This window comes from Clostridioides sp. ZZV14-6154 (assembly GCF_020657785.1).
Lineage (GTDB): Bacteria > Bacillota > Clostridia > Peptostreptococcales > Peptostreptococcaceae > Clostridioides.
In genome coordinates this window covers 80,970-99,461 of record NZ_JAGWCY010000007.1, presented here as the reverse complement: position 1 = coordinate 99,461, position 18,492 = coordinate 80,970, and the positions used below count along the sequence as shown (strand labels likewise).

The window sequence follows — 18,492 nt, the reverse complement described above, 5'->3', positions numbered from 1 at the left end:
GTAAAAATAGTAACTTTTAATCAATTCTATAATCTTATTTCTATTCCTTCAATGAAATTTAACTAGTTTTGTCGTATTATTTCTACCATCGTTTCATTATATGTTACTTGACCACCAATATCTGATATACCAGTATCTGTTAAACTATTAGGATTGCCATGTTTCTTCCACCATCCAACATACATTTTTACTATATAATCACTTACTCTGTTATCTATATTTATCTGAACATCTATCTTTGTTTTTTTTGACTTTAAATCTACAATCTCTTTATTCTTAACACCTATTTTTTTAGCCATACTTTGATTTATATATGCTTGAGCTATAGATGTCTTATCCATAAAGTGTTGACTAAACAAAGTATCTGCATGGTGATTAGTTAGCAGTCTAAAAATATTTTTTCTATTTTCATATTCAAAGTTTCTAGTTTTGTTACTTATATACACTGGAATTGGACTAATTCCTAAATCTCTTATCCTTTCTGAATAAAGTTCATACTTTCCAGATGGAGTTTCAAACTTCTTATCTTCCCAAGCAATAGGATTATGTATAGTAAAAGAACTATTTTTAAGCTTTTCTATATCTAGGCTTTTATCAAAGCGTTTAAGTGGTTCAATTACTTTTTCTAAGTATTCTTTTTTTGATACAAAAGGATAGTCTCTTAGCCCCATCTTTTTAGCTAACTCCATAAAGAAATAATACTCATCCATCAATTCATGCTTTGGTTTTACTGCTCTTTCATTGTATGTTATATATGGATTAATCATTGAGCTATAAATTATATCTTCACTTTCAAGCGTATTTGTACAAGGTATAAATAAGTCACATAAAGTAGCTGTGTCAGTCATAAACATATCAAAACATACTTTAAATTCAATCTTTGAAAAAACTCTTTCTAGTTCTACTAAATCTGGCAACTGATTTAACATATTACTTTTAGTTATTACTGCCATCTTTATAGGAATATTTCCTTTTAGTGATTTACTTGACATATTATCAAATTCACTCAATATATTATTTGTTTTCTCTAACATATTATTAGCTTCATTTGGTGTATTGTCTTTTAAAGATTCTTCTATAAACTTGCTAATATTACTTACATAAAACTCCCTATCTTCTCCATATGATTGACTATTATAAGGGTCAGCATCTATCACATTTGGATAAACCTTATTAGCATAATTCACTCCTCCACCACTGAATCCTATTTGACCTGTTATAGCTCCTAAGGCATCTATCGCTCTTATTGTATTTCCTCCATTTTTATACTTTTGAAGACCATAACCTACGTTTATACTTGAATATTTATTAGCATATAAATTAACTAACTCTCTTATATCCTTTTCTTTAACACCACATTCATCACTTAAAAAGTTTAAATCTAATGAATCCAAATATTTTTTATACTCCTCAAAACCAACAACATATGAATTTATATATTCTTCATCATGCAAGTTATCTTCTATTATAATTTTTGCCATAGCCATAGCTAATGCTCCATCTGTTCCAGGGCTTACTTGTATGTACTTATCTGCCATTTGAGCAGTCTTTGTATATATAGGGTCAATGACTACTATTTTTATCCCTTTTTCTTTAGCTTTTTTAATTATTTGCATAGTATGAATGGTAGTATATGCTGGATTTTTTCCCCATATAAAGATACTCTTGCTGTTTAGCATATCTTCTATAGCATGTCCCTTAGCTACTCCAAAGTCATACTTTTGGGCATGTATTCCTGCACTCCAACATGGCCCTCCCTTATGTCTACTAACTCCTCCATAAAAATTAAAAAACACATCTCCTATATATTTTAATATAGACCCACTTCCATATTGGTCATAGTGCATAATAGACTTTGATGTATACTGTTCTTTATAATATAGGAGTTTATCTGCCATTATCTCTAATGCTTCATCAAAAGAAATCTTTTTCCATAGACCGTCTACCTTTAACATTGGAGTCTCTATCCTATCTTTATGATTTAATCTATCTAAATGAGCCAACCCTTTTTTACATATAAATCCTTTTGTATAAGGATGATTCCTATCTCCTTCAATTTTTATCACATTATTTCCACTAGTATAAACATTAAATTTACAACAATCATGGCAATCTAGTGTACATCCATGACTTAATTTCTTCATTGTATCCATAAAATATCTTTCTCTCCTTATAAACGCTACCTATTCACTATATTTTTATTAAGATTTGTATACTGAAAATATCCTGCTGAAGACATAAATATATTTTATCAAAATAAATTTAAAAATACCTTATAAATATGATATTCATATAAAATTACTTTCAACAAATCGAATTAAGAAAGCACAATATTAAATTCACACATACTGTTTAATATTAAAATAGCAGTTAGACTGCCTTATAGATTTACTTACTATATTTCTTAGTTAATAAAAAACCTTTCAATTACTTTATCTTTAAGATACAGTAATTGAAAGGTTTTACTAAGTTTAAAAATTAATTTTAAATCCTTAGACATTTTTCATTTTCTCTTTTGTATCACATTAAAAGTTAACTTGATAAGTTAAATTGATTTTTATCTATAACCTACTTATAATATGATTATATTAGTGCTATATTTGAAAGTTATAAACACATTATATTATAATATACTCTTTACACATTTCAATCTAGTTTTCAATGCTTTCCCCTTTGCCAGTATAAACATAAAAATTCTGTTAACCGTATGGATTACAAAGAATTCTAAGCGATTAATTAATTTTTATTTGATTATTTATTTTCTAATGTATTTTTTCTACTTACAGAAATAAAGTACAAACAAAATTTAAAATGTCTTTAATAATACTATTATATAAAACAATAAAAGCCTTATGTTGTTGACTCTTACAGATTACTTATCATCTGTTTTGAAAACACATTAGGCTTTTTAAATATTCAATATACTATTTTATATATCTTTCGATTATATTTTTATATACTATATATTATTTTTTCTTTTTGTTGGCTTTTTCTATATTAATTTTGTTACCTTTTATCTTAATATCTTTCATTTTTTCAATTACTGTTTTTGCATCTTTTTTAGGTATTTCAACAAAAGTATACTTATCATATATATCTATAGTCCCTACCATTTTACCTGGTATTCCAACTTCTCCAGCTATAGCACCAACGATATCTTTAGCTTGTATTCTTTGATTTCTACCAATATTGATAAACAATCTAATCATACCATCTTTAGCTCCAGTAACACCTTTTCTATCTCCACGTTCTCTTCTAGGTTTTTCTTCTATTATTTCTTCTTTCATTTCTTCACCTAGAGATAACTTAACAAGTGCAGCAGCAATATCAACCATTGCATAATCTTCATCATTACAGAAGCTTTCTAACCATTGTAATTGTTTAGTTAAATGACCTTCTTCTATAGTTTGTTTAACTTGTGCAAAGAAAGTACCTACTTTTTTCTCTTCAACATCAGTTATTGTTGGTATATTATGCTTGATTAATTTAGATTTAGTATATCTTTCTATATCTTTCATCTTTCTCATTTCTTTTCCAAATACAAAAGTAAATGACATACCTTCTCTACCAGCACGACCAGTTCTACCAATTCTATGAACATAGTATTCTTCATCTTGTGGTAAATCATAGTTGAATACACATTCAACATCATCAACATCTATACCTCTAGCTGCAACATCAGTAGCAACAAGTATATCTATTGTACCATTTCTAAACTTATCCATTACTATATCTCTTTGTGTTTGCTTTAAATCACCATGTAATGCATCTGCAAAATATCCTCTTGCTTGTAAATCTCCCACTAATTCATCTGCTTTTCTCTTAGTATTGCAGAAAACAACTGACAATTTAGGGTCATACACATCAACTAATCTACATAATACTTCCAATTTATTTGATGATCTAGTTTCTATATAATATTGTTTTGTATTTGAAACTGTAAGTTCTTTTCTAACAACTTTTATATGTTCTGGGTCTTTTTGATATCTCTTAGTCAAATCTAAAATTCCTTTTGGCATAGTTGCTGAAAAGAAAGTTGTTTGTCTTTCCTCAGGAATCTTACTTAAAATCATTTCTATATCTTCTCTAAATCCCATATCTAGCATTTCGTCTGCTTCATCTAGTATAATCATTTTTACATTATCCATCTTTAATGTTTTACGATTAATATGGTCTATTGTACGTCCAGGTGTACCTATTACAACTTGCACACCACTCTTTAGAGATTTTATCTGTCTATCTATTGGTTGACCACCATATATAGGTAATGTCTTTATTCCGTACGAGTATTTAGCTAGTTTTCTTATTTCTGTAGATACTTGTATTGCAAGTTCTCTTGTTGGGCAAAGTACTACAGCTTGTAAACTTCTATTATTTGGGTCTATTGTTTCTAGTATAGGTATACTAAAAGCTGCTGTTTTCCCCGTACCAGTTTGTGCTTGTCCTATAACGTCTTTACCTGACAAAATTGCAGGTATAGACTGTGCTTGTATAGGAGATGGCTCTTCAAACCCCATTTCAGCTATAGCTTTTTTTATTCCCTCATTTATTGGTAAATCTTCAAACTTTGTTATATTCATATATTATTCCTCTCCGTTATCAATTAATCTTAACCTATCCATTATATACTTTTTTAGGATATTCTGCAATTAATATTTTTAACAGTATGATTAAATAATATACATAAAATACAAAATTGATATATATATAAAATATGTAAATAACATTAATATACCTTGTAATCTACTAAGTCTATTTGATTTAAGAGTTGGTACTATTACTAATAACAATAATAATATCATAAATGGTATATCAAGTTTTCTATTTTGAGATAATATTGGTATGTTATTTGGTATTGCTGATACAGCTATTACTGATACTATATTCAATATATTTGCACCTAAAATATTTCCTACAGATATTTCATGATGATTTTTTCTTATGGCAGTAATTGAAGACACTATCTCTGGTAAAGAAGTTCCAAGTGCTATTATAGTCAAACTCACTATACCTTGAGGTATATTAAGAAAACTAGCTATTCTTACACCACTCTCTATAAGAATTTGAGAACCTATTATCATCATTATTAAGCCTGTAGCAAAAATTATTAGTATTTTTATGATTTCTGCTATAGAGAAACCTCTGTACTGTTTACTCTTCTTTGTAGGTATTTCTTTAATAGTATCTTTTTGAACACCTCTATTTTTAGTATGCGATTTCCCTACAACACTCTTATAGTTATTAACCATATAAAAAATCAATATTATTATAAGTAATAATGAATCTCCTCTTGTTATAACTCCATCTAACCCCAATAAAATTAAAACTATAACAGATACTATTAATAGTAAAGACTTAGAAAAAAACATTTTTTTATCTACATTAAATGGACTTATAAAAACAACTAACCCTAATGCTAATCCTGTATTACATATTATAGAACCAATTGCATTTCCTAAACTCATTGTAGTGTGACCATCAATAGAAGCAAGTAATGACACTGTAAATTCAGGCAATGTTGTTGCAAAACTAACAATAGTTGCTCCAAGTATAATTTCTGAAATATTCGTTTTTCTACCTATCTCTACAGTACAATTTATAAAGATATCTGCGCCTTTAGTAATTAATAGGAAACCTACTAAAAATAATATCACTGTGATAAACAATATATCACCTCCCCCTATTAAATAAATATTCAAGTTGTAAAGATGTATGCTTTTTCTTTTTTGTACTGAGATTTATTTATTTCTAATTTATAATTTTTTCAAATATTACCTTATTAATTTAGACATTTATTTGTTTCATTTTATTAATATATGGGTATAATTTCATCACATTACTAACATATAATTTGTTTTATACTTTAAAACGACATTTTTTTATTTTTCATGTATACAGGATACGTATAATATGTTATTATTATATTAGAAAATATATTTTTTAAAAAATATATAAAATAAATTAAGTATATAAAAATTAATTTTAATAACATTATTTATCATTTAAATCTAAGGAGGAAATACTTAATGAATGCATGGCAAGGATTTAAAACAGGAAGATGGACTAAAGAAGTAAATGTCAGAGAGTTTATACAATTAAACTATTCTCCATATGAAGGAAATGACTCTTTCTTAGCTGGTGCTACTGAAAACACTAAAAAATTATGGGACAAAGCAATGGTCTTATTTAAAAAAGAAAGAGAAAATGGTGGTACTTTAGATGTAGATACAAAAACTATTTCTGGAATAGCTGCATATGCTCCAGGATATTTAGATAAAGTATTAGAAACAATAGTTGGATTACAAACGGATGCCCCTTTAAAAAGAGCGGTTATGCCATATGGTGGTATAAAAATGGTTGAAAATTCATGTGATGCTTTTGGATATGAATTAGACCCTGAAATAAAAGAAATATTCACTAAATATAGAAAAACACATAACCAAGGAGTTTTTGACGCATATACTCCAGAAATGAGAGCTGCTAGAAAATCTGGTATAATAACAGGTCTTCCAGATGCTTATGGTAGAGGTAGAATAATAGGTGACTATAGAAGAGTTGCTTTATATGGTGTTGATGCCTTAATAGAAGATAAAATCGAACAAAAGAAATCATTAGAAGTTTCTTGTATGGATGAAGAAGTTATAAGACTAAGAGAAGAAATAACTGAACAAATATCAGCTTTAAACGAACTTAAAAAGATGGCTGAATCTTATGGATTTGATATATCAAAACCAGCAACTAACTCAAAAGAAGCTGTACAATGGTTATACTTTGGTTATTTAGCTGCTGTTAAAGACCAAAATGGTGCTGCAATGTCTTTAGGTAGAACATCTACTTTCCTAGATATATACTTTGAAAGAGATTTAAAAGCTGGAACAGTAACAGAGGAAGAATTACAAGAATATATGGACCATTTTGTTATGAAATTAAGAATGGTTAAATTCTTAAGAACTCCTGATTACAACAACTTATTCTCTGGAGACCCAACTTGGGTAACTGAGTGTATAGGAGGTATGGGAGTAGATGGTAGAACATTAGTTACTAAAAACTCATTTAGAATGTTAAATACTCTATATACATTAGGACCATCACCAGAACCAAACTTAACAGTTTTATGGTCAACTAAATTACCTCAAGGATTCAAAGATTTCTGTTCTAAAGTATCTATAGATACAAGTTCAGTTCAATATGAAAATGATGATTTAATGAGACCATACTGGGGAGATGATTACGGTATAGCTTGTTGTGTATCTGCAATGAAAATAGGTAAACAAATGCAGTTCTTCGGAGCTAGAGTTAACTTAGCAAAAACTTTATTATATGCTATAAATGGTGGTATTGATGAAAAATCTGGTGCTCAAGTTGGGCCAAGATTTGAGCCTATAACTTCTGAGTATTTAGACTTTGATGAAGTTATGAGTAAATTTGAACCATTTACTGATTGGTTAGCAAACTTATATGTAAATACTTTAAATGTAATACACTATATGCATGATAAATACTCTTATGAAGCATTAGAAATGGCATTACATGATAGAGATATATTTAGAACTATGGCTTGTGGTATGGCTGGATTATCAGTTTGTGCGGATTCATTATCTGCTATAAAACATGCTAAAGTTAAGACTATCAGAAATGAACAAGGAATAGCTGTTGATTTCGAAATAGAAGGAGATTATCCAAAATACGGAAACAACGATGATAGAGTTGATAGTATAGCTGTAGAGCTAGTTGAAAGCTTCATGAATAAGATAAGAAAAAATAAAACTTATAGAAATTCTTATCCTACTCAATCTATACTTACAATAACTTCAAATGTTGTTTATGGTAAGAAAACTGGTAATACACCAGATGGTAGAAGAGCTGGTGCTCCATTTGCTCCTGGTGCAAACCCAATGCATGGTAGAGATACTAATGGTGCTTTAGCTTCATTATCTTCAGTTGCTAAATTACCATATGAGCATGCTCAAGATGGTATATCTAATACTTTCTCTATAGTACCTGGTGCTTTAGGAAAAGATATGGCTGAAAGAATAAATAATCTTTCTGCAATGATGGATGGTTACTTCGCTCAAAATGCTCATCACTTAAATGTTAATGTATTTGATAGAGCTACTTTAGAAGATGCTATGGAACATCCAGAAGAATATCCACAATTAACTATAAGAGTTTCTGGATATGCAGTTAACTTCATAAAATTAACTAAAGAACAACAATTAGATGTTATAAACAGAACATTCCACGGTAAAATGGCTTAGTCTTTAAATTTTTATACTTTAGCTAAGATTACTACTGTGTAGAAAATAAAAATAAATGGCTATCTTATATTCGGATTATTTCTGGTATAAGATGGCCTTTTTTAGAGAAATATTATAACTATTAATAAAGTTATCAAAATATATTGTGAGGTGAACTCTATGATTAAGGGAAAAGTACACTCTATAGAAACATTTGGTACTGTAGATGGCCCAGGAATAAGATACATACTATTCTTTCAAGGATGTCCTCTTAGATGTAAATACTGTCATAATAGAGATACATGGGATACCAAATCTGGAAAAGAATATACAGTTGATGAAATAATAACTGATGCTCTTAAGTATACTTCTTTTATGAAGTTTTCTGGTGGAGGTATTACTGCTTCTGGTGGCGAGTCTACTCTTCAACCAGAGTTTTTAAGTGAACTATTTAAAAAAGCTAAAGAAAATAACATACACACTTGTCTAGATACATCTGGATTTGTAGATATAGAAACTATAGACTCAGTTTTAGATAATACTGACTTAGTTTTGCTTGATTTAAAACATATGGTTGAAGAAAAGTCTATTGATTTGACTGGCGTGGGTATGGATAAAGCTTTAAAACTTGCTAAACACTTAGAATCAAGAAATATTCCAGTATGGATAAGACATGTTTTAGTTCCTGGGATTACTGATGATATAGATAACTTAGAAAGATTAGGTAGATTCGTTGCTACATTAAAAAATGTAGAGAGATTCGAATTGCTACCATATCATTCTATGGGAATACACAAATGGGAAAATTTAGGCATCGATTATGAGTTAAAAGATGTTCCTGATGCTACCAAAGAAGATATTAAAAAAGCTAGTGAAATAATCTCTAAGTTTGGAGCAAAAGTATATAATAGCTAATACTCCTTGAGATTAATAACTATCACAATAAAATAAGGTAAAATATACGATTTAAAAAACCTTATATTTTACCTTATTTTTAATATACTTTATCTACACTCATCAATTTGATAATTTAAGTCTATAAAACTCAGATGCACTTACAGGTCTACCAAATAAAAAACCTTGAATAATATCTACACCTAAACTCTTCACTATATTGTATTCTTCATAAGACTCAATACCCTCAACACAAACTTTCAAATTGATAATATGAGCTAATTTAATAATATATTCTAGAAAGGTATGTTCATAACTATTATATGTAATATTCTTAACAAAACTTCTTTCAATCTTTATTATATTAACAGATAACTCTTTAAGATAATTTAAAGATGAATACCCAGTACCAAAATCATCAATTGCAATATGTACTCCAATACTTTTTAAACTGATAAACTTGTCATTCAATAAATTTATATCTGGTATCCAACAATTCTCTGTTAGTTCTAAAATCAAAAATTCAGGTTTTAATTGATATTCTATCAAACATTCTATTATAAAATCTCTAAAAAAATCCTCTTTTAATTGAATATACGATACATTTACAGATATTTTGAAAGCTGGATTTACTTTATGCCATTCTTTACACTGTTTTACGGCCTCTTTTATAATCCATTTTCCTACTGGTATAATCAGATTACTTTGTTCTAGTATTGGTATAAATTCAACAGGAGATACTTCTCCATAAGTATTTGAATGCCATCTCAAAAGTGCCTCTGCTCCTATAACGTTTTTGGTAGATGCATCTACCTGTGGCTGGAAAAATAACTCAAGGTCATTAAAATCATTTTCAATACACTCTCTCAATTTCTGTTGCATTGAAATTACTTTCAACTTATTTTCATAGAGTTCTTTTGAAAAAAACTTCATTCTATTTTTACCACCCATTTTTGCGATATCTAGCGCAATGTCAGCATGTTTAAATAAGTCCAAATAATTATCTCCATCTTCTGGATACATAGCAACCCCCGCAGTTACTGTACAATAATATTTATTTGATTCGATTTCATGCTGAGTATTTGTATACAATTGTATTTTTTCATATAAGTTCTCTATCGTTTCTTTATTGCACATAGGGTAAAAAAATGCAAATTCATCTCCATCTAATCTGTACAATCTAACATCCTTAGGTAAATATTCTAAAACTTCTGTAGCAATTGCACGCAAAACCTTATCACCATAAGAGTGCCCATATTTCTCATTTATATTTTTAAAATTATCAATATCCATGATAAATATAGCTCCACTTGTATAGATTTTCTCTTTTATAATACAATTCATTCTGTATTCAAATTGTTCTCTATTCCATGTTCCTGTGATAGAATCAAATTTATTCTTTTCACCTATATTTTTTATTCTACCAACTATAATTATAGTTTTTTGGTCATCTGATACATAAGCCTTACCTCTACAAGAAATCCATACTACTTCTTCATATTTATTAATTAATCTATATTCTAAATTATGTTCATCTTTTTTTCCATCTACCAACGCTTGTATATCATCTTTCCATACTTTGACATCATCTGGATAAACAATTTTACTCCAACAATTGACTACATCAGAATCCATATCTTTACTTAAGTTAAATTCATCAAAAATTGCTGAAGAAATTTTAAATTTATTCCTATTTATATCCCAAAAAAATATATAATCTTCTGTGCTTTGAGACAAAAGTTCAAAGAAAATTTCTATATGATCTAAATTTAAAGAGTTCGATTCTTCTCTCATCTTTTCCCCCTACAATATAAGTAATATAGTAAGATTATAACCCTACTTATAATAAAAATAAAGTAGGGTTATAATTTATTACTATTGGTGTAGTTTAATCAACAAAATATTCTTATTTAGATTATACTATTTTACTAATCTTTTTATCTCATCAAATGCATCTTCATTTCCATTTCCTCCTACCTTAGTTATCTTATCAAATTTCTTACTTTTAACTAAAGTTTTTTGAGACTCATCAAGTGATTTTTCTACAATCATTACTGGTGATTTATTTTTACCTGCTAAAACACCTACTGTTAAAGCATCTATTAAATCATTTTCTCTTAACATCCCATTTTTTGTTACATAAAGATTTCTTAGTTCTTTATCCTTATAAAACTCTTCTATTACTTTTGAATTTGTTTTATTTCTATCTTCTCCACCTATTCTCTTTGGATTTGGAAACTGTTTTTCTATAGATTTTGGCAAAGAAGTTTCTCCTCCTATAATATAAGATTTTGATATTTCTTCTTCATCTATAAATTTTTTAATAGATGTTATCTCATTTTTTACATTTGTAAGAATTATTGGAGTTTTATTTTGTGCTGAAATGCCACCAACACTTATTGCATCTGCTAATCCGTCATGTCCATTGACTACAGATACTTTTTCTACATCTATTATTTTATCTATTTCTTTAGCAAGTCTTAGAGAAGTTGAATATCTATCTACTCCACCTATTCTTATAATAGTAAGCCCTTTTAATTTTAATTCTTTTTCTAAATCAGAGCTTAATGTATTTTCTCCACCTATTATATAAATATTTTTTGCTTTTAATCTTTTTATCTCTTCTTCTGTATTTGCATTTAATTTATCTTTTTCAGTTAATAAAATAGGTGCATTTTTAGTAGATGAAAATGGAGTTGCTGATAGAGCATCTGGTATTGATGTACTATTTACTAGTATCACATTTTCAGCTGATTCAAAACCTCTTTTACTTATTTTTATAGCAGTTTTGTATCTATCATCACCTGTTAAATTTTCTTCTGATGGACTAGTTGTATTAGTGGATGAACCTCCACTACTTCCTCCGCTGTTTCCACCACTATTTCCACCTGAATTATCATTATCTCCTTGGTTATCAGGTATCTTCTCCCATTGCGCATAAAGTACTATATTATCATCAACATTAATTATATCACTTCCATCACCTTTATATGGAGTTCCACTACCATCTGGTTTTGTATTCCATCCAATAAATTTGTACCCTTCTTTTGTAAGATTTCCTGTATTCGCTTTTACACTTGTATTTGTATTTCCATCATGCAGTTCATCTTCAGGTACATCTCCTTGTCCACCATTATTTTCATATTTAACTCTGTATTTATCTGTCCAAAATGCATAAAGAGTTGTATTTGTATCTTTTATGTTAAACTTTTCTCCTGCTTTATACCTACTGCCTGTATCATCTGCTTTTGTACTCCAATAAAAATTTCCTCCTCTACCAGAAGGTGCTACTAAACCATTATCACCAAGTATAGTAACTTCATCTCCTTTTCCATATATATTATTATCTATTGGCGCTGTACCTGTACTTCCATTTTTATCATATGTTACTCTACATTCTTCTTTCCATTGTGCAAATAAAGTTGTATTTTTTGTAAGGTTAAATTTGTCACCATCTTTGTATGAAGTCCCTTCACCATTATTTTTTGTATTCCATCCCATAAATATTGCTCCAGATTTAGATGGTATCTGACTTGTAACAGTTACTTCAGCGCCTTTTTTATGTTTTTCTTCTGATATACTTCCTGTTCCTCCATTTAAGTTATAATCTAATTTATATCCCCATTGTGCATATATCGTATCTCCTGCGATATTTGGCGGAATAGTGTCACCTTCTTTGAAAGATGTTCCACTTCCATCTGCTTCTGTATTCCACCCTATGAATTCTTCATCACCATTGATAAGTCCACCTGACCCTGGGAATTTGTCAGCCTCTCCTGGCTTTGGTAAGTCTGGCAGTGTACCTGAGCCTCCATTACCATCAAGTTGTAAATCATACTCCCATTGTGCATAAAGATCTACGTTAAAATTGTCATAATCCCTTAATAATACCTCAAAACTTGAGCCTAAATTATAAGATGTTCCTGTACCATCAGCTTTTGTATTCCATTTTGTAAGTTTATAATTTGTTTTTTTAAGGTCACCTTCATTTCCTTTAATTTGCAAAGTAGCATTCTGATGATACTTATTTGAATCTGATGGAACATTACCTGAAGTATTTCCATTTCCGTTATATCTTACTTGTAAAAAGTCTGGAATCCAAATGGCATAAAGTGTTGTATCTCTATCGATATCTGTTCCTATTAGAATTTCTCCGCTTCCATATGGTTGAGTACCACTTGCCAAATGGTCCCTTGAGACACTCCAAGCATCAGTATGATAGTTTGCTCTTGTAAGATTATTACTGAACGCTAAATAAGAATCAAACTTATCAAGGTCATATACTTTTGGACCTGTTATTACTGGTCCAGGAATAACATTTCCCCCATTAAATATAGCTTCATTTATCGTTCCTCCAGTAGCCCCATTATCATCATAAGTTATTGTAATATTATTAACTCGCCTTAAGCTTTTATCTTGAATCTGCTTATTAAATATCTTATTTAAATCATAATCAGCAAAAACATTTGAATAATTTAAAGGAATTATAGCAAATGTAAGTATGCATATAGTTAACTTTTTTAACTTTTTATTCATCAAAACCCTCCCCTTTATATAAAAATTAATTTTATTTTTCATTTTGTAATTTGTAAAATAAAGAAATACTGATAAAATCTATATCAGTATTTCTTATAATTATTAAAATCTTATTCTTATATAAATATTAAATACGATTTTAGATTATAAATTACAATAATAAACAACTTATATTATTAATTTTTTTGCCACACTGCATATAATATAATGTTTCTTTCGTCCATAGTGATTGTACCTGATACTATTGTTGATGAGTCATTTCTAACTGTACTCCATCCTACAAATGTATAAGTATCAGCATTAAGCCCATTAACATTTCCTAAAACAGTCACAGTATCTCCTTTTTTATATTCTGTTGTATCAACAGGAGCCATACCTGAAACAGTTACTCCTGAAGGGAAGTTTGCACTATAAGCTACCCTATAAGTTTTTTCAGCTACAGTAAAATATATTGTATTTGGATTAATTCCAGAAGAATCAAGTGCAACTATTTGAGATTGACTTACTGGGTCTAAGTTGTATCCAGCAGGAACCTTTGTAGAGTCTGGAGTTATTGTATGGTCTCCAAGTACAGCATTAACAATCTCTGTGTACGTATCTCCAACTATATTACCATCCTTATCTTTAAAACCAATTGTTAAAGTACGTTCTGCTTCTGAAGGCATCTTACTTACTGTAAAGTAAATTATATCTGGTACAAGACCACTTGTACTAAGATTTACCATTTCAAATTGGTTGTCTGGATTAAGTACATATCCATTTGGTACCTTTGTAGAATCAGATTCCACTCTATGATTTCCATATTCAGCTGGTAGTGTAACTGTATATGGGTCTCCAATTATTGCTCCACTATCTTTATCTTTAAAGTTAACTGTAACTATACGATTTACAAGTGGAATATCAGGACTTACTGTAAAGTAAACAATACTCTTGTCAAGCCCTGTTGGTTGTAAATTAACAGTCTGAGTTTGATTAGAAGGATCAAGCTTATAACCATTAGGAACTTTTGATGTGTTTGGTGTTACATCATGTGAGCCTAGTATATCTGGAATTTCTTCTATATAAGTACTTCCAACATTACTTCCATCTTTATCCTTAAATCCAACTATAAGAACACGATTTTCTTCTGGCACTCCAGCCTTATCAGGAATTACTGTAAAATTAACTTCATTTGGATTAACTCCATTTTGAGCAAGATTTACCACTTTAGATTGACTTGCTGGATCTAATTTGTATCCAGAAGGAATTTGTGTAGCATCAGGTGTAACTGTGCTATTTCCATACTTAGCTGGAACTCGAGCTGTATATGACCCAACTATAGCTCCTGTTTCTTTATTTTTATAATTGACCTTAATAGAAAGTTTTGCATTTGAAATTTCAGTAGATGCATATGATGTTCTTGTAACGTTTCCATTCCCTGTATTAGGTGATGTATAGCTCCAATTTACTCCAGACATGTCTCGATTTGTCACAAAAGAATAAATTCCTGTCATTTGACTTCCTGTTATCCCTGCAGATGGTATGCCATTAGGGAATCCATAGCTTGTTCCATAAATAGTTGAAACTTTTTCCCCATTAATTTGTAATACCCAACCTTCTTGAGAACCTCCTTTTGGATCAGTCCCCCATACATATTTTACATTTAATGAGTTCCCACCACATGGAACAAATAATGAGAAAAATGTTACATATCCATTTCCCATATTTGCACGAAGGTCAACTTGATATCTTCCATTAATATCATATCTTCGTTCTGTATTTTGTAGTACTTCATTATTAACTTTATCTGGTAAAGTTTGTGCATATGATGGTACTCCTACACCAACAACTAAAGCTAAGGTTGCCACAAAAGATGTTAGTTTACTTAATCTGTGTTTCATTAAAAATCCCCCTCCAATATTTTTTATTTCAAACAGATTTTTCATACTTTATTTTGCATAGTCTTTATCAAAACTATTTATTTAAAGTCTAATTAATCTATTATGAAGTCTATCTTAAAAGTGAAGTTTTTATAGTTTATTTAATTTTTACTTGAAATCTTTTTTATTAAATAAAAAATATATTTAATTTTTACACAAAGATATTAATACTCTATAGACTAGATATTTTGATTTTATTTTTGTAGAATTAAACAGTCTAAAAAAACAATAGAGTAAGATATTTTATATATTTATATTACTTAAAGTAATTAACTTTAATTGTTTTCAATTTCATGAAAATTAGTTGTGATATATGTTCAGAGTATCAAAAATTTTTTAATTAAAATAATTGTTTTAATTAAAATAATTATTTTAATTCTGGTTATTATAGTTTCCATTTGTTATAAAAAAGTCACTATTTATATAATTAATAGTTTTTTTTACATTTATATACATTTTTTAAAAAAATTTATATGTCTATACTATTAAAATTATAATTATTTCTTTATCTTGAAAACAAATGTTATATACTTTTACTGATAATCAATTATTAGAAGTGGGAAAAAATTTTGAATGGCTTTGATATACATTTTTTATAATATCCTTATAGTTTTTTTTACATAAAAAAAAACCCTTTTATAACTAAGGGTCACTTTTTCCTTTATTTTACATTTATTGTATCATGCTTTTTTATTTATTTCAATCTTATACTACTTTTTCCCAAAATATTATTATTATTTTTTTATCTTTTTCGACTTTATATTTTTTATACATAATGCTTAAATTAATTAAACTCATTTTATTATTCTACAAATATAAAATAACAAAAAACAAGACTAAAACAAATAATTTTTTATTTTAAACCTTCACCCTTCTATTTTCAATTACTTGAATTACTCCACCTTAACTACCTTAGGTAACGTTTGAAGGTGGAAATTCTTATTTGATAGTACTTTTATACTAAGCATTCATAGGCTCTAAGGGCTGTTCCATCCCCACTAATCTTAATCCTTCTTTTAATATATTTACACTGGCATTTATATCTCTGTCATGTTGTGTATTGCACTCTTGATAAGTATATTTCATGCTTACATCTCCACCCTACTTACGTTGAGGATGGAGTATTTTGCCTATCTTTGATAAATTTTATAACTGTATCTCACAATACAAATAATCAAATATTCTAAACTCTAGAGACTTTATAAACTACATTTCTAGCTTGTGGTAATTTCCCATCTGGAACACCAACAGCAATACCAAATGGTACATAATATCCTTCTGGTATATTTAATAATTCTCTGTATTTTTTATTTGTATCAAACTTCATCGTTATCGATTCTGATTCTTTTACATCATCTTTATCTAGAACACTCACAAGACCCACAATATCACCTTGTTCAACAGGTGTAAATAGTCCCCTAACCATTCCTATTATGCAACTCCCAAGTCCTAAAGCTTGTGCAGCTGTTGTTATGTTTCCTGTAAGTATTCCCGCGTCATATGGAGCCCATGAACTCTCTTCGTCATAAGAAATAAATAAAACAGTTGGTGCACCATAAAATAATTTAAAATTTTTATTTATTTCAACGTTACTAACTTCATGAATTCTAGAAAGAGTATCATCACTAATCTCTTTTAAAAGTTTTTGGTCTTGTACAACAGTTATGTGCCATGGCTGTTTATTACACCCTGAAGGTGCTGCAAATGCACAATGTAATAATGTATCTAATTGTTCATCTGTAATTTGCTCTGTTGTAAATTTTCGTATACTTCTACGCCCTTGTATTAAATTTATTGTTTGATTGTCTTGTAAATTATTCATTATATCTATTCCCCCTTTTATGTATTTGTTATCTTAAATACCAAATCTTTAGAAAATTAATTTTATAATTAAGTTTCTTTATATTCTTATTATAATTATTTTTAGCTTACATGTGAAGCTTTTATAATATCAAAACATCAATATATCTACTCTACAAATAATCTTCAATAAAAAACTGGTATCACTCAACTATAGAAAATATCATTTTTCTACAGAACGATTAATACCAGTAAAGTTGATAAAATATACTATATTAATTTAAAGGGCCCCAACCAGTTTTGGTATGAATCTCTGTTTTTACAGATTTAGTCTTACCATCAGCTGAATCAACATCCCATGACCTACCTGCAACAGAAATACCATTGTTACCTTTATACCATCTACCTTCATCGTAATCATAAACTAAAGATGTGTACCAATTACCTCCAGTCTTATCATTTGCAAATACAACTACAGTAGCATCAGATTTAGTAGGATTATATGCATATGGTTGTATATATAATGTTGCCTTACTTAAATTATATTTCTTCTTAAATTCATCTGGAATTGTAGGCCAGCCATTTTTATATTTATTATCTAGTAAATAATTTCTAAAAGCATCATTCCCTTTTGAAGGCCCTGGTATTACAGAAGGGTCTACTGCAAAAGATGCAATTAAATCTTTCATACTTTGATGTACATCTCTAGCCATCTCAACACCATCTGGATGTTCTGTACAAGTAACATAAACTCTTGCAATACTTTCTTCTCCAGTTATTCCATCATAACCATCGTCAAACTCTGCTGAATATGTTCCACCTGACTTACACTTTGGCTCTGTTTCAAAATACTTACCATCTGTATTTTTTAATACATCTTTTATAACCTCTTTTTTATCTTTACTAGGTTCCTCAGCTACAGCAATAACAATTTGAGTCTTTATATTTTCTCTATTAGAAAGACATGTTACTGCTTTACTTTTTTCTATATTTTTAAAAAGTGCTGGTAGTGCAACTATAACCAAAATTCCTATTATAGATATAACTACCAATAATTCAATTAGTGTAAAACCCTTTTTATTCATAATAATCATTCCCATTAAATA

At 28.8% G+C, this 18,492-nt stretch carries 11 protein-coding genes; 2 read left to right on the top strand and 9 right to left on the bottom strand.

From position 1 onward, the window contains the following. Positions 1–62: 62 nt before the first annotated feature. From KGF45_RS14440 to KGF45_RS14430, 3 genes are all read right to left on the bottom strand, one after another. A complete protein-coding gene (locus tag KGF45_RS14440) occupies positions 63–2,153 on the bottom strand; it encodes a molybdopterin-dependent oxidoreductase (protein WP_227842788.1) in 2,091 nt (696 codons plus the stop codon). An 813-nt stretch (positions 2,154–2,966) separates the two neighbouring features. Beyond that, complete coding sequence (locus KGF45_RS14435) at positions 2,967–4,580, bottom strand: DEAD/DEAH box helicase (protein ID WP_227829683.1); 1,614 nt, start codon at positions 4,578–4,580, stop codon at positions 2,967–2,969. A 90-nt stretch (positions 4,581–4,670) separates the two neighbouring features. Next, complete coding sequence (locus tag KGF45_RS14430) at positions 4,671–5,666, bottom strand: calcium/sodium antiporter (protein ID WP_227829684.1); 996 nt, start codon at positions 5,664–5,666, stop codon at positions 4,671–4,673. Between the two features lie 360 nt (positions 5,667–6,026). Between KGF45_RS14430 and pflB the strand changes: the two genes are divergently transcribed. Beyond that, positions 6,027–8,258, top strand: a complete 2,232-nt coding sequence (pflB, locus tag KGF45_RS14425; protein WP_227839505.1) for a formate C-acetyltransferase — start codon at positions 6,027–6,029, stop codon at positions 8,256–8,258. A gap of 159 nt (positions 8,259–8,417) precedes the next feature. Then, positions 8,418–9,152: a pyruvate formate-lyase-activating protein gene (gene pflA, locus KGF45_RS14420; RefSeq protein ID WP_227842787.1), complete on the top strand. Its 735-nt coding sequence runs from the start codon at positions 8,418–8,420 to the stop codon at positions 9,150–9,152. A gap of 102 nt (positions 9,153–9,254) precedes the next feature. Here pflA and KGF45_RS14415 read toward each other — a convergent pair whose 3' ends face one another. The 6 genes from KGF45_RS14415 to KGF45_RS20300 form a co-directional block, all read right to left on the bottom strand. After that, positions 9,255–10,925 carry a GGDEF and EAL domain-containing protein gene (locus KGF45_RS14415; protein ID WP_227829687.1) on the bottom strand — a complete coding sequence of 557 codons (1,671 nt, stop codon included), beginning with the start codon at positions 10,923–10,925 and terminating at the stop codon, positions 9,255–9,257. Positions 10,926–11,051: 126 nt separating this feature from the next. Then, a complete protein-coding gene (locus tag KGF45_RS14410; RefSeq protein WP_227842786.1) occupies positions 11,052–13,667 on the bottom strand; it encodes a cell wall-binding repeat-containing protein in 2,616 nt (871 codons plus the stop codon). Positions 13,668–13,843: 176 nt separating this feature from the next. Continuing rightward, positions 13,844–15,547 (bottom strand): InlB B-repeat-containing protein, encoded by a 1,704-nt coding sequence (locus tag KGF45_RS14405; RefSeq protein WP_227829689.1) that lies wholly within the window; start codon positions 15,545–15,547, stop codon positions 13,844–13,846. Positions 15,548–16,546: 999 nt separating this feature from the next. Next, positions 16,547–16,672, bottom strand: a complete 126-nt coding sequence (locus KGF45_RS20175; protein WP_255287812.1) for a hypothetical protein — start codon at positions 16,670–16,672, stop codon at positions 16,547–16,549. Positions 16,673–16,769: 97 nt separating this feature from the next. Continuing rightward, positions 16,770–17,408 carry a nitroreductase gene (locus tag KGF45_RS14400; protein ID WP_227842785.1) on the bottom strand — a complete coding sequence of 213 codons (639 nt, stop codon included), beginning with the start codon at positions 17,406–17,408 and terminating at the stop codon, positions 16,770–16,772. 253 nt (positions 17,409–17,661) lie between these two features. After that, positions 17,662–18,471, bottom strand: a complete 810-nt coding sequence (locus tag KGF45_RS20300; RefSeq protein ID WP_285891648.1) for a prepilin-type N-terminal cleavage/methylation domain-containing protein — start codon at positions 18,469–18,471, stop codon at positions 17,662–17,664. Positions 18,472–18,492 lie beyond the last annotated feature (21 nt).